The sequence below is a fragment of the Streptomyces sp. SCSIO 75703 genome (assembly GCF_036607905.1).
Classification (GTDB): Bacteria; Actinomycetota; Actinomycetes; order Streptomycetales; family Streptomycetaceae; genus Streptomyces.
Window position 1 is genome coordinate 990,018 of record NZ_CP144555.1, and the last position, 12,867, is coordinate 1,002,884.

13 protein-coding genes are annotated in these 12,867 nt (G+C 71.3%); 4 read left to right on the forward strand and 9 right to left on the reverse strand.

Annotation, left to right across the window (positions count from 1 at the left end):
* Window positions 1-4 precede the first annotated feature (4 nt).
* The 8 genes from VM636_RS04250 to VM636_RS04285 all read right to left on the reverse strand — a co-directional run bounded on the left by VM636_RS04250 (window position 5) and on the right by VM636_RS04285 (window position 8,286).
* Entirely contained in the window at window positions 5-1,390 is a 1,386-nt protein-coding gene (locus tag VM636_RS04250; RefSeq protein ID WP_053913873.1) for a methylaspartate mutase, read from the reverse strand.
* Window positions 1,387-1,887 (reverse strand): cobalamin-dependent protein, encoded by a 501-nt coding sequence (locus VM636_RS04255; RefSeq protein ID WP_030422183.1) that lies wholly within the window; start codon window positions 1,885-1,887, stop codon window positions 1,387-1,389. The genes VM636_RS04250 and VM636_RS04255 overlap by 4 nt, the downstream gene beginning before the upstream one ends.
* A complete protein-coding gene (locus tag VM636_RS04260) occupies window positions 1,884-3,146 on the reverse strand; it encodes a decarboxylase (protein WP_053913872.1) in 1,263 nt (420 codons plus the stop codon). The genes VM636_RS04255 and VM636_RS04260 overlap by 4 nt, the downstream gene beginning before the upstream one ends.
* On the reverse strand, window positions 3,143-4,678 hold the full coding sequence (locus tag VM636_RS04265; RefSeq protein ID WP_030422185.1) for an AMP-binding protein: 1,536 nt from the start codon (window positions 4,676-4,678) through the stop codon (window positions 3,143-3,145). Before VM636_RS04265 ends, VM636_RS04260 begins: the two co-directional genes overlap by 4 nt.
* 278 nt (window positions 4,679-4,956) lie before the next feature.
* The gene (locus VM636_RS04270) at window positions 4,957-5,151 is read right to left on the reverse strand and encodes a ferredoxin (RefSeq protein WP_030422186.1); all 195 of its coding nucleotides are present in this window, start codon (window positions 5,149-5,151) and stop codon (window positions 4,957-4,959) included.
* A gap of 13 nt (window positions 5,152-5,164) precedes the next feature.
* Window positions 5,165-6,394, reverse strand: coding sequence for a cytochrome P450 (locus tag VM636_RS04275; RefSeq protein WP_053913871.1), 1,230 nt, complete (start codon window positions 6,392-6,394; stop codon window positions 5,165-5,167).
* Between the two features lie 46 nt (window positions 6,395-6,440).
* Entirely contained in the window at window positions 6,441-7,304 is an 864-nt protein-coding gene (locus VM636_RS04280; RefSeq protein ID WP_030422188.1) for a TIM barrel protein, read from the reverse strand.
* Window positions 7,305-7,419: 115 nt separating this feature from the next.
* Window positions 7,420-8,286 (reverse strand): ACP S-malonyltransferase, encoded by an 867-nt coding sequence (locus tag VM636_RS04285; RefSeq protein WP_078962700.1) that lies wholly within the window; start codon window positions 8,284-8,286, stop codon window positions 7,420-7,422.
* 484 nt (window positions 8,287-8,770) lie between these two features.
* On the opposite strand from VM636_RS04285, the gene VM636_RS04290 reads away from it, so the two are divergent.
* The 4 genes from VM636_RS04290 (at window position 8,771) to VM636_RS04305 (ending at window position 12,108) form a co-directional block, all read left to right on the forward strand.
* Window positions 8,771-10,381 (forward strand): acyl-CoA carboxylase subunit beta, encoded by a 1,611-nt coding sequence (locus VM636_RS04290; protein ID WP_030422190.1) that lies wholly within the window; start codon window positions 8,771-8,773, stop codon window positions 10,379-10,381.
* A gap of 61 nt (window positions 10,382-10,442) precedes the next feature.
* Window positions 10,443-10,673, forward strand: a complete 231-nt coding sequence (locus VM636_RS04295; RefSeq protein WP_030422191.1) for an acyl-CoA carboxylase epsilon subunit — start codon at window positions 10,443-10,445, stop codon at window positions 10,671-10,673.
* A 75-nt stretch (window positions 10,674-10,748) separates the two neighbouring features.
* Window positions 10,749-11,513 (forward strand): alpha/beta fold hydrolase, encoded by a 765-nt coding sequence (locus VM636_RS04300; protein WP_030422192.1) that lies wholly within the window; start codon window positions 10,749-10,751, stop codon window positions 11,511-11,513.
* A gap of 325 nt (window positions 11,514-11,838) precedes the next feature.
* On the forward strand, window positions 11,839-12,108 hold the full coding sequence (locus tag VM636_RS04305) for a hypothetical protein (protein WP_030422193.1): 270 nt from the start codon (window positions 11,839-11,841) through the stop codon (window positions 12,106-12,108).
* A gap of 52 nt (window positions 12,109-12,160) precedes the next feature.
* On the opposite strand, the gene VM636_RS04310 is transcribed toward VM636_RS04305, so the two are convergent.
* Window positions 12,161-12,775, reverse strand: a complete 615-nt coding sequence (locus VM636_RS04310) for a TetR/AcrR family transcriptional regulator (protein WP_030422194.1) — start codon at window positions 12,773-12,775, stop codon at window positions 12,161-12,163.
* Window positions 12,776-12,867: the final 92 nt, after the last annotated feature.

A 12,867-nucleotide genomic window follows, 5' to 3' on the forward strand; every position in this document is an offset into this window, starting at 1 on the left:
CCCCCTAAGACCTCTTCTGCCGTCCGCCGGACGGAAACGCCCGGTATCCGGCCGGGCCGATGCCCGCACCGTCGGGGTCCGGGGCCTGCCCGGCTCCCCTCGCCCGCTGGTCGAACGCCCTCTGTACGTAGGAGAGATCGGCGAGCAGCCCCGCCGAGGTGACCTCCCGGGCAGGGGCCCGGTCCACGAGCCCGCCCAGGGGCAGCCGCCCGATGCCGGCCCAGCGCAGTCTCCCGTCGCCGTCGATGTAGCTGCGGGCCCGGCCGTGGTTGTCCGGGTGGAGACAGTAGGGGATGTCCAGGACGCCCTGTCTGAAGGCGAGCCCGAGAGCGCGTCCGATGTCCGGGGCCAGTTCGAGTACGCCCTCGACCAGCGCCCTGGCCTCCAGGTACGTCTGCGAGTCGGCTTCGGCGGGGACCGCGCCGGCGGGTGGGCCGCTGCGGGCGGTCCGGGCCGCCGACTCCAGCGCGGCGACGTTCTCCGCGACGGTCGGGATCCGGCGGGACTCCGCCACCGTCTTGACGATGAGCCGCTCCGAGCCGGAGTCCACCGCGAGGCGGGTCGCCTGGTCGAGCAGCAGGTAGGCGCCTTCCTCCGTGGTCGGGTAGACGCCCATGTAGGCGTAGATGACCACGTGCCAGTTGGGCGTGGGAAGCAACTCGCCGCACAGCCGCCGCAGCGCCGCGACCGCTTCCCGGTCCTGCTCCGGGTGGGTCTGCTGGGCGTAGCTGAGCGAGACGCTGCGCATTCCGTGCTGACAGAAGAACAGCGCTTCGAGGACGCTGATCGCCACCAGTTGGCTCGGTGGGCACAATTGGCCGAGCATGCATCCGCCGAATGTCTCCAGATGCGGTTCCACACCGGATTCCCGCAGCAGGGCGAAATCCTCGGTGCAGCGCACCCAGTTCCGTACGGACTCGTCCAGCGGAGTACGTCCGTAGGGGAGGCAGTACGAGACGGGGCCGCCCTCGGTGGCGTTGATCAGCGTCCTGCGCAGCGCGGTGAAGATGTCGTGGGGGACGGCCGATCCGTGACGGACCTGCACCGGGAACGTCTCGTCCCGGATGCCGGCCAGCACCTGCCCGGTCACGGCCGGGTCGTAGCTGACGATGGGGTAGCCGTTGAGATCGGTCCCGGCGCGCAACGCGTCCTTTACGGAGCCGAGTTCACCGATCCGGGTGTAGCTGTCGAGGGTCAGGGTGCCGACCGTCGCGGCGTTGGCGGCACGGGTGGCGGCCAGCCCGGCGCGCATGGTGCCGGGGTCGCTGAACCCCATGCGGGGTTGCACCACCAGCTCCCCTGACCGGCGTCGGGCTCGTACGAAGGCTCCGAAGTCCACCGGGCGCGCCCCCTCGGCCGGCCGCCGGGACAGGCGCGCGCCCGGTCTCACGCCACGACCTCGGTGCGCTGCGGGGAGCGCCTGCCCGTGGGCAGTGCGCCGACGAACCGGCTGAATGCCCGTGTGGCGGTCGACGCGTCGTCGAAGACGGCGTCGAACCCGGCGGTGAGCAGTTCGTCGATCGCCGCGTCGCTCTGCTGCCCGGCGACGCCCAGCTTGCCGCCGATGACCACCGGGGTCGCGGCGAGTTCCGCGCAGGCGCGCAGGGCGCCGATGACGCGCTGTCCGTCCTGGTGGCCGTGGCCGTTGACGCTGCTGATCGCCACCAGGTCGGGCCCGACCTCCCGGCAGACGTCCACGAGGACCCGGTCCGGCACGCACGGGCCCAGGTTGATCACCTCGTAGCCCAGTTCCTCGACGAGCAGTTGGAGGAAGACGAGGTTCCAGGTGTGGGAGTCGGAGGCCACGGTCGTGACGACGACGGTGCCGCGCCGGCCGTCGACCGGGCGCACGGCGCCCGTGGGGCGGTGGCTGAGGTCGGCGCTCATTCGGCTGCTCCCGTGACGGTGCGGGCGGACGGTTCGTCCACGGCCGCGTAGCTGCGGCTGTGCTCGATCCGGGAGACGGACAGCACCGTGTCGCCCCGGACCACGACCTCGACGGGGGCCGGGCGCCCCAGGAACATCAGCAGGCTGGCGGTCGGCCCGTACGCTCCGGCGTTGGGAATCGTCACCAGGTCGCCGGGGGCGAGCGCGGGCACGTCGATCTCGCGGCCGAGGATGTCACCGGGGGTGCACAACGGGCCCACCAGGGTGGCCGATTCGACGCACTCCCCCGTTTCGGGGCCGACGGCGACCGGCAGCAGGCGGCCGAGGCCGGACATACCGCCGAAGGTGTTGATGCCCGCGTCGAGGATGACGAACCTGCGGCCCCGGCTGACCTTGATGTTGCTGACGGAGGCGACCAGGGTGCCGCTCGCTCCGACGAGGTAGCGGCCCGACTCGCAGGCCACCTCGGGGCCGTCGGTGCGCCACCGCGGGAAGTGGGTGTCCAGTGCGTCCGCGAGTTCGCCGCGCAGTCCGGGGTACGAGCCCCGGCTGCCGGGCACGGCGTACGGCACCGCGAAGCCGCCGCCGATGTCGAGGAAGCGCAGGGGGAGGTCCAGTTCGCGCTGGAGGCGGGCGGCCAGCTCGATGGTGTGCCGGAACTCGCCGACCAGGCTGTCCTCGTCCTTGGCGTTGCTCAGCGGGAAGAAGTGCATCCCGGCGACGCGGACACCGTCCACCGTCCGCAGTTCGGGCAGGATGTCGGCCAGCGTCTCGCTGTCGAAGCCGAACTGCGAGGGCGTGCCGGTCATCCGGATGCTGCTGGTGGCGCTGGCCGTGGCGCTGTTGACGCGCAGCAGGCAGTCGGCGCTCACACCGTGCGCCAGGGCGGCGTCGGCGACATGGCGGACGTCGGAGACGGAGTCGGTGGAGAAGAGGCGGACGCCCCGGCGGATCGCCTCGTCCAGTTCACCGGCGGTCTTGCCGGGGCCGGTGTAGAGGCAGTCGGCGCCGTCGAAGCCCGCGGCGAGGGCGGACTCCAGCTCGCCGGTGGAGCTGATCTCGGGCCGGCAGGGGCGGCCCTCGCCCTCCCGCAGCGCCCGGACGAGGCCGGGATGGGGGTTGGCCTTGAGGGCGTAGAAGAGGGTGAACTCCTCGGGCAGCGCGTCGAGAAGCTGCTGTCTGGCCGCGTCGATCTCGTCCAGGTCGTAGACGTACAGCGGTGTGCCGAAGCGTTCGGCCAGTGCCTTGTAGCGGCTCATCTCTCTTCCCCGTCGATCATCTCGGCCAGGACCTGCCGGGCGTTCTTCCCGTGCAGGCTCAGCGGCAGTTCGCCCAGGACCCGGCACAGGGCGGGCACCTTGGCCGGCTCGAGGCGCTCGGCCAGCTCCTTCAGGACGGTGTGCGGGGCGAGTTCGGTCTCGGCGAAGACGATCAGGTCGTGGGTTTCGGTGGGCGGCAACGCGGTGGCGGTGCGCACACCGGGGATGTCCATGGCGGCGGCCTCGATCTCGACCGTGCTCATCCGGATGCCCTTGCGCTTGAACATGTCGTCGCGACGGCCCTCGAAGTAGAGGTAGCCGTCCTCGTCGAGCCGGCCGTAGTCGCCCGTGTGGAGCCGGAGGGCCCCGGTGGCGGGGTCGCGGCGGAAGGTGCGCGCGCTCAGTTCGGGGCGGCGCCAGTAGCCGGGCATGACGTGCGGTCCCACGGCCACGATCTCGCCGGTCTCGCCGGCCGGGAGGGGGCGGCCCTCGGCGTCGAGGATCAGGACCGTGGTACCGGGCAGCGGCAGGCCCACCGAGTGGGGACGCTCGTGCTCCTGCCCGGGCGGCATGATGGTGACGCGCTTGCACTCGGTCTGCCCGAACTGGCGGACCACCCGCGCGCCGGGGAACGCCTCGCGCAGCGCGGTGACCGCGTGGGCGGGCAGGGCGGCGCCGGTGTTGGTGAACATCCTCACCGGGGGCGGGTCCTGGGTGTCGCGCCGGGCGAGGGAGCCGATCATCGTGGCCAGTGAGGGGACGATGGGCACCACGGTGGTGCCGGTCTCGCGCATGCGCCGCAGCAGGACGAGGTCGGACTCGCCGCCGTCCAGGACCAGTCGGGAACGGCCCAGGCAGGCGAGCAGCACCTTGTACAGGCCGTAGTCCCAGGAGATCGGGAAGCGGCAGAAGACGACGTCGTCCGGGCGGTAGGCCAGCACCTCCTGGATGGCGCGGGAGGCGAAGACCACCTGCGCGTGCGGGCACACGACGGCCTTGGGGGCGGCGGTGCTGCCGGAGGTGTAGACGAGGAACGCGATGTCGTCGGCGCTGATGTCGGCGGGCCGCGGGGCGGGGCGGCCGGCCGCCTCCTCGACGTGGGGCCAGATCGCCTGGAGGTCGTGCACGGTCAGGCCGGTGGCCCGGCCGAGGACCTCGGTGGTGGGGCCGTCGCCGATGACCAGGGAGGGTTCGGCGTCCTCGATGACGGAGCGGAGGTGGTACTCCTTCATCGCCGGGTTGAGCGGCACCAGGATCACGCCGAGGCGGGAGGCCCCGTAGACCATGGCCACCAGCTCGCGTCTGCTGGGGAGCTGGACGACCAGCCGGTCGCCGCGAGCGGCGCCCTGCCGGGCGAGCCAGGCGGCGAACCCGTGGCTGAGCTCGGCCATCCGCCGGTAGGTCACCTCGCCGGCGGAGTCGTGCAGGCACAGCCCTTCCGGGGTGTCGGCGGTCGCGTCGTCGAGCAGGGAATGGACCGTCGCGCCGTTCCCGTGCGCCGTCGGCGCGTACGTCGTGTTCTGATTCTCCACGGTTCCAACGTCGCTTTCGGGTGTGGGTGGCGAGTGGGCTGGAGTCCTCGCAGGACGGGGGCGGGTCCTTGCGGCCGTCCGGGCCCTCCGGGTTCTCCGGGTTCTCCGGGTTCTCCGGGTTCTCCGGGTTCTCCGGGTTCTCCGGGTTCTCCGGGTTCTCCGGGTTCTCCGGGTTCTCCGGGTTCTCCGGGAACGTGGGGGTCCGGCGGAGCCGGGGCACGGGACCGGAGGGGGGGTGGTGGTCCCGTGCCCCGGCGGTCGGGGAGGAGTCCCGCTGCCTAGTCGACGACGCTCAGCGCCGCGACCGGGCAGACCATGACGGACTCCAGGACTTCGTCGCGCAGCTTCTCTTCCGGCGTCTCGATCAGCAGTACCACCTTGCCGTCCTCGTCGTTCTGGTCGAACACGGCGGGAGAGGTGATCACACAGGAACCGGCGGCGACACAACGCTCTTTGTCGACGATCACACGCATGGGGAAAACTCCTTTACCAGGTCACCGGCAGTTCGTGGACGCCGTCGATGAGGGCGTTGGCCTTGAAGGGCAGTTCGTCCAGGGCCGCGTCGAGACGCAGTCCGGGGATGCGGCGCAGCAGGGTCGTGAAGACGACCTGGAGCTGCATGCGTACGAGCATCTGGCCGGCGCACTGGTGGCGTCCGAAACCGAAGGCGACGTTGAGGCGTGCCTCGCGGCGGGTCAGGTCCAGGGTGTTGGGGTTCTTGAACACCGCCGGGTCGTGGTTGGACGCCGACAGCGAGCAGATGACCCCCTCGCCCTTGCGGATGAGCTGGCCGCCGATCTCGGCGTCCTCCAGCGCGACCCGGACCGTACCGTGGTCGGAGATGCTGGAGTAGCGCGACAGTTCGTCGACGGCCTGGCCCGACAGCTCGGGGTGCTCTCGGAGCCAGTCGGCCTGCTCGGGGTGCTGGAGGAGGACGAGCGCGCCGATGGTGATGCCGTTGACGGTGCTCTCGTGACCGGCCGCGATCATGGCCCGGACCAGGGCGCTGATGTCGGACGGCTCCAGCTCCTCCTTCTGCGCGTTGCGCTCCAGCAGGCTGCTGATCAGGTCGTCGCCGGGGTTCTTCTGGCGTTCGGCGATGAGCTGGTAGAGCAGCGTCTCGACCTCGGCGTTGGCCGAGGCGTGTTCCTCGGCGCTGCCCTGGGTGACCAGGAGGGTGACCCAGCGGGTGAACAGGTCACTCGACTCGTTCGGGACACCCACCAGCTCGCACATGCCGATGGACGGCACGGGCATCGACAGCATGGAGACCAGGTCGACCGGGCCGCCCTGGGCCAGCATCTTGTCGATGCACTCGTCGACGATCTCCTGGGTGCGCGGCCGCATCGCCTCGACGCGCTTCACGCTGAGCTCCGGCATCAGCATCATGCGGTGCGTGGTGTGCTCCGGCGGGTCCATGTGCAGCAGGGCGGGCTTCACCTTGCCGAGGAGTTCCATGGGGAAGGCGAACTGGAGCGGGTAGCCGGGGTCGGCCATGTTGGAGCTGAACCGGGGGTCGACCAGCATCTGCCGGACGTCCTCGTAGCGGGTGAGGAGCCACGCCTCACGGCCGTTGAACTTGAGCTTGACCCGGGAGACGGGCTCGGTCTCCCGCAGGACCGCGTACTCCGGCGCGGGGTCCAGGGGGCAGCCGGTGCGTTCCAGGGGGAAGGGGCGGGGCTGGGAGCGGGGGCAGGCGTCGGCGATGTCGGACACGGTTTCTTCTCCAGAGGTCTCTGGGCGGTGCGAGGCTTCGGGACGCTCAGCCGCGGGCCTTGTCGAGGCAGGCGCGGACGGCGGCGGCGGTACGGGCGATGTTCTCGCTGAGCGGCAGGGCACGCAGGTCGGTGGAGAGGACCTCCACCGAGGGGGCCAGGTCGACGCCCTTGGCGTCCAGCGTGTGCAGCAGTGCGGTGATGTCGAAGTCGCCCTCGCCCGGCAGGAGGCGGCCACCGAGCGCTTCGTCCATGAGGTCGGGGGACGGGGCGCTGGGGCCGTCCGCGAACTCCACGCCGGCGATCTGGGCGCCGGTGAGCTGCTCGATCGCGCCGATGCCCGTCGGGTCGCGGAAGAGGTGCCACATGTCGATGAGCAGACCCGCGTTGGGACGGTCGGCGGCGACGATGATGTCGGAGGCCACCTGGTAGGTGAATCCGGGCAGCACGGCCATGGCTTCGAGGGAGACGTTCAGGCCACGCGCGGCGGCGCGGTCGCACATCGCGCCGAAGCGCTCGGTGAGGACCTCCAGGGGAGGCATCTCGGTCCCGGGCGGGTAGACGGCACAGGACTTGACCGCGGGGATACCGGCCGCCACGGCCAGATCGAAGAAGTGGGCTTCCGCCTCCGGGCCGGGGCCGCCGTCCTCCGGTCCGGCGTTCCAGCCGAAGAGGACCTCCAGTTCCTGCAGCCCCACCCCGTACTCGGACAGCAGGCCGCGCAGCTTGTCCGCGGAGTTGCCGGACAGGAACGTCTCCAGCTCCTCGACGTTCATGCCCATGGAGGCGCAGCCGTTCTCGGCCAGCGCCGCCAGCCGCTCCTCCAGCGTGTACCGCACCGGCTCCTGCCACGCCGATCCGGTCAGCTGCAGGTAGGAGAATGCCAGGTCCGTCCTGGTCAGAAGGGTCATGGTGTACCTCTCTCGGAATGCCGCGACCGGTGCTGGTGCCGGTGGGGTCGGGACGCGGCGCCGGCCTGGGCGCGTCCCACCGGTGGTGCGTCAGGGCGGGGCGATCGGGCCGCGCTCAGGCGGCCAGGCTCCGGCGGACGGGCCGCAGCGCCGTCCTCGGGTCCACGGCGACCACCTCGAAGTTCCTGGTGGTGACGGGAACCCGGCCGAAGAGGCTGTCCGAGCCGGCGACGTACAGCTTGCCGACGCCGTGGCGGCGCAGGGCGTCGACGACGGCGGGCCAGCGCACCGGGCGGACGAAGCCCTCCAGCAACATGGTGCGGACCTGGTCGCCGGTGGTCAGCAGGGCGCCGTCCTGGTCGGCGAGGACCGGAGTCCGGGGGTCGTGGAAGGTGAGCGGGGCGAACAGTTCCTGCTCGGCCCGCTCGCGCAGCGGGCCGAAGACGCTCGCGTGCATGGGCGGGCGCATCGTGTACAACGGCAGGCCCCCGACGGACCGCAGCCGCTTGCCGAGCCACTCCAGCACGGTCGCCCGCAGCGACAGCATGTAGAAGTCCTCATCGACGTGGCAGGAGATCTCGTACCACTCACCGCGCTCGTCGAGTTCGGCGAGCACCCGGTCCAGTTCGGGGCGCGGGACACGGGTGAAGGAGTGGGTGACGACGTCGTGGTGGTGGTCGGCGAACCAGGACTCCAGGAGTCTGGCCCAGCCGGCGGTCAGGCGCACCGCGTCGGCGAAGCCGAGGACGCCGGTGTGGGCCGCCGCGGTCTTCCCGCCGAAGCTGGGGCCGACGCAGAGAGTGGGTTCCGGGTCGAACCGGTCGCTCGCCCAGGTGGCGAGGGCCAGGCAGTTGACCAGGAATGCGACCTGCGCGTACTCGCTGTAGTCGCCCTCGGTCTGCCGGTAGCGGTCGACGAGCGAGTAGCCGAGCACGTCGTCGGCCTCGGCGACCAGCCGGCGCGCCACCGGATTGATCAGCATGAACTTGGCCGAGTCCTGGAAGCGGGTGGGGCTCATGCCGGGGAAGACCAGCGCGCCACCGGCGCGGAAGTCGTCTCTCATGGTGTTCCTGCCCTTCAGCACGGCGGCCCGGAGCGGTCGGCCTCCGAACCGGTCGGGACTCAGGCTGATGTCTGCCGGCCGATGCCGAAACCCCTAAGGTTGCGGGTTCCAATTCCGTTGACGGGCACGGGGTTCGGGAGGACGGCGCCCTGCGGCCGGTGCGGTGTCAAGGGAGTTTTCTTCCGCTCGCGGGCCCCCCGTAGAGCCCCTAAGGGTCGCGGCTTCGCGCGGGCCGGGTCGGTGAGCGGGCCCGGCGGCGGGAGGCGCGCTCGTAGGGGGGCGACGGGCAACTTAGGGGAGTCCACGGCGGCGGCGCCGGGTCTTCAATGAGGGACGGATACCCGGATTCCGGCGCGGCGGGCGAAGCCGCCGCGCACCGTCGATCCCTTGGATGGGTGGAACCATGACAGTGATGCGGGAAGCCCCGTCGGACAACGAGAGCGACCGTTCCGCGGCGCTCCGGCCGGATCTGCGCTCGCTGGTGGCTCAGACGGAGGAGCTGAAGACCGCGGCACGCCAGGGAACGGGGCCGCGCTCCACCGAACAGCAGCACGCCCGCGGCAAGCTGACAGCACCCGAACGGCTGGAACTCCTGTTCGACCCCGGCACCTTCCACGAGGTGGAGCCGCTGCGGCGGCACCGGTCCACGGGGTTCGGCCTGGAGCACCGGCGGCCGGGCGGGGACGGGGTGATCACCGGGTGGGGCCAGGTGAACGGCCGCACGGTGTTCGCGTACGCCCATGACTTCCGCGTCTTCGGCGGTTCCCTGGGCGAAGCGCACGCGCAGAAGATCCACAAGGTGATGGACCTGGCGATCGCGGCCGGAGCACCGCTGGTGGGGCTGAGCGACGGCGCGGGGGCGCGGATCCAGGAGGGGGTGACGGCACTCGCCGGGTACGGCGGGATCTTCCGCCGCAATGTGCGGGCGTCCGGGGTGATCCCCCAGATCAGCGTGATCCTCGGACCGTGCGCGGGCGGCGCCACCTACTCGCCGGCGCTCACCGACTTCGTGTTCATGGTGCGCGACATCTCACAGATGTACATCACCGGGCCCGACGTCGTGCAGGCCGTCACCAACGAGCGGGTGACGCATGAGCAACTCGGCGGGGCGCAGGTGCACGCGTCGGTCTCCGGCGCGGCCGGCTTCGTGTACGACGACGAGGCCGAGTGCCTGGAGGAGGTCAAGCACCTGCTGTCGCTGCTGCCCTCCAACAACCGCGAACTGCCGCCCGAGGCACCGAGCGGCGATCCCGCCGACCGGCGGTGCGAGAGCCTCCTGAGCCTGGTGCCGCACCACGCCAACCAGTCGTACGACATGCGCGAGGTGATCCAGGAGATCGTCGACGACGAGGACTTCTTCGAGGTCCACGCGCAGTGGGCCACCAACGTCATCTGCGCGCTGGCCCGGCTGGACGGTCACACGGTCGGCATCGTGGCGAACCAGCCCGCCGCGCAGGCCGGGGTGCTCGACATCCACGCGTCGGAGAAGGCCGCGCGGTTCGTGCAGACCTGCGACGCGTTCAGCATCCCGCTGGTCACCCTGGTCGACGTGCCGGGTTTCCTGCCGGGCACCGACCAGGAGCACCAGGGCATCATCCGGCACGGCGCCAAACTGCTCTACGCGTACTGCGACGCGACCGTTCCCCGAATCCAGGTCATCCTGCGCAAGGCGTACGGCGGCGCGTACATCGTGATGGACTCGCGCTCCATCGGGGCGGACCTGTCCTTCGCCTGGCCGACCAACGAGATCGCCGTGATGGGCGCGGAGGGCGCGGCGAACGTCGTCTTCCGGCGGGAGATCGCCGCCGCGCCCGATCCGGAGGAGGCGCGGCAGCAGCGGATCAAGGAGTACCAGCAGGAGTTGATGCATCCGTACTACGCGGCCGAGCGCGGCCTGGTCGACGACGTGATCGACCCGGCCGAGACGCGTGCGGTGCTGGTGCGTTCGCTGGCGATGCTGCGGACCAAGGACGCCCCGGTCCCGGCGCGCAAGCACGGCAATCCCCCGACCTGAGGTTCCGGCCTCCGGCCGGCACGTACCCCCCGACCACCACCTGGCAGGAGTGACGAAGCCGATGACCGCTTCCCCCGACGCCCCGACGACCCCGTCCGCGGGTCCGGACCGCACCGAGCCGGCCCTGCGCTTCCTGGGCGGTGCGCCGTCCGCCGAGGAGATCGCCGCGGTGACCGCCGCGCTGCTGAGCCTTCGCCGCGTTCCGGCGCGCGAGCCGGGCGGGCCGGGTTCCGCGCCCCGGTGGAGAGCGCCGCTCCCCTACCGGCCGCCCGGAAGCTGGGCGGCGCGGTGAAGCCGTTTCCCGGGATCGCCGGACGTGTACCGGCCCTGGAACAACTCCCCTCCGACAGAAGGATGTAGAGCACTGATGACGGACGAATTCCGGGAGACCGGAGCCTGGATCCGGCGCTTCCACCCGGCGCCGCACGCCCGCGGCCGCCTGGTCTGCTTCCCCCACGCGGGCGGTTCGGCCACCTACTACTTCCCGGTGGCGCACGCGCTGTCCCCGGCGACGGACGTCCTCGCCATCCAGTACCCCGGCCGCCAGGACCGCAGGACCGAACCCTGTGTCGAGGACATCGAGGAGCTGGCCGGTCTCATCGTCGAGGAGCTGCGGCCCTGGGGGGACGTTCCGCTGACCTTCTTCGGCCACAGCATGGGGGCCACGGTGGCCTTCGAGGTCGCCCGCAGGCTGGAGGCGGAGGGGACACCGCCGCTCGCGCTCTTCGTCTCGGGGCGCCGAGCGCCCTCACGGGTGCGCGAGGAGACCGTGCACCTGGCGGACGACGACCGCCTCATCGACGACATCACCCGGCTCAGCGGGACGGATTCGGCGGTGCTGAGTGATCCCGAGATCCTGCGCATGATCCTTCCCGCGATCCGCAGCGACTACAAGGCCGCGGAGACCTACCGCTTCCGGCCCGGCCCGCCGCTCGGCTCGGAGGTGGTGGCGCTCGTCGGTGACCACGATCCGCAGGTGACCGTCGAGGAGGCCGGCTCCTGGCGCGAGCACACCACGGGGCCGTTCGAGCTGAAGGTGTACCCCGGCGGCCACTTCTTCCTCGACGCGCACATGCCGGCGATCCTCGACCTGATCCGCGGACGCCTGGACGTGGCCGCCCTGGGCACCTGAGCCGCTCTCGGGCGGCGGCTCACCGCCGACGGTGTGGGACTCCGAGCACGCGGGCCGCCAGGGCCCCGGCCCCGCGTGCTCGGAGGCGCGGGACGGATGCGTTCCGGACAGAGTCCCGCTACCCCCACCAGAATTCAGACGACCGTATTAGACTAACGTCTATTGCGGCGTAGGGGCGGCCTGTCCTCCTGAGCCGACGTGCCAGGCAGTCCCGGTCGGACCCGCGAGTCGCCGGATGGACAGTCGTCCAGCCCATCCGCGTACACGGTCACCCTCCTCCTCACGGATCGCTGTCACCGACCGGCCATCGACAACGGAGGCCCGAATGCCGGTACGACCAGAACGCGGCGTCACCTCGTACGTCACCGAGGACGGGTGCCTGGAGTTCCTCACCGAGGCGAACGGCACCAGCTACCGGTGCGGCCCCGTCGCCACCGCCATGTGGATCGCCCTGCGTCAGCACGGCGGGCGGCTCGGCCCGGCCGCCGAGATGCTGGCCGAGCTGTGGAGCACCGATCCGGAGAACACCCGTACCGACATGGACATCTGGGTGGGCGAGCTGAAGGACGCCTGCCTGGTGCGCGACGAACCCTGACCGGACGGCCGAGCCGGGCCCGCACCCCGCACCCGGCCCCGACCGAGCGCGTTCAGGAGGACGGACCCGAGCCGGTGGTGGCGCCCTGCTGGAGCGCCAGGATGGCCCGCATCGCCTCGGCCAGGTCGCGCCCCGAGGGCGCGGTCTCCGGCGAGAACATCCAGAGCGACATCACCCCGTTGAGCAACGCGGCGTAGAACCGGCCGAGGGTGACCGCCATCTGCTCGTCGACCTCGCTCTCGTCCACGCCGTGGAAGAGCGCCACCAGCGCGGACCAGCCGAACGGCTGCGCCTTGGCGAGGCCCTCACGCATCTGGGGCAGACTCTCCGCGTGGACCGCGACCTCCACGCTCAGCGCCCACAGGGGCTTGCGCGCGGGGAACAGCTCGACGATGTGGTTCCACACCATCTCGAAGCGCTCGATCGGCGAGGAGGCGGAGTCCAGGTCGACACCGGCCGCGGTGCCCGGCTCGAACTCGTCGCCCCACTCCCGCATCGCCTGGACATACGCCTCGACCAGCAGGGCGTCCTTGGAGCCGTAGTGATAGCCGATGGACGCCAGATTGGTGCCGGACGCGGCCACGATGTCCCGTGCACTCGTCCGGGCGAACCCCTTCTCCAGCAGGCAGCGCTTCGCGCCCTCCAGAAGATCTTCTCGGTGACCCACAGCACCACCCTCGCCTCGAACCGTCTGGGCATCCTAAGGGCTCCGGAGCGATCGAACTCCCCGAGGTCCGCAGAACCGTTGCCCGCGCCGGC

Coding starts and splice junctions, on each gene's coding strand:
- VM636_RS04285 (WP_078962700.1), bottom strand. CDS start 8,286: ATGCTGATCAATCCGGTGGCGCGCCGGCTGGTCGCCGAGGCCGACGAC.
- VM636_RS04290 (WP_030422190.1), top strand. CDS start 8,771: ATGACAGTGATGCGGGAAGCCCCGTCGGACAACGAGAGCGACCGTTCC.
- VM636_RS04300 (WP_030422192.1), top strand. CDS start 10,749: ATGACGGACGAATTCCGGGAGACCGGAGCCTGGATCCGGCGCTTCCAC.
- VM636_RS04280 (WP_030422188.1), bottom strand. CDS start 7,304: ATGACCCTTCTGACCAGGACGGACCTGGCATTCTCCTACCTGCAGCTG.
- VM636_RS04255 (WP_030422183.1), bottom strand. CDS start 1,887: ATGAGCGCCGACCTCAGCCACCGCCCCACGGGCGCCGTGCGCCCGGTC.
- VM636_RS04270 (WP_030422186.1), bottom strand. CDS start 5,151: ATGCGTGTGATCGTCGACAAAGAGCGTTGTGTCGCCGCCGGTTCCTGT.
- VM636_RS04295 (WP_030422191.1), top strand. CDS start 10,443: ATGACCGCTTCCCCCGACGCCCCGACGACCCCGTCCGCGGGTCCGGAC.
- VM636_RS04260 (WP_053913872.1), bottom strand. CDS start 3,146: ATGAGCCGCTACAAGGCACTGGCCGAACGCTTCGGCACACCGCTGTAC.
- VM636_RS04305 (WP_030422193.1), top strand. CDS start 11,839: ATGCCGGTACGACCAGAACGCGGCGTCACCTCGTACGTCACCGAGGAC.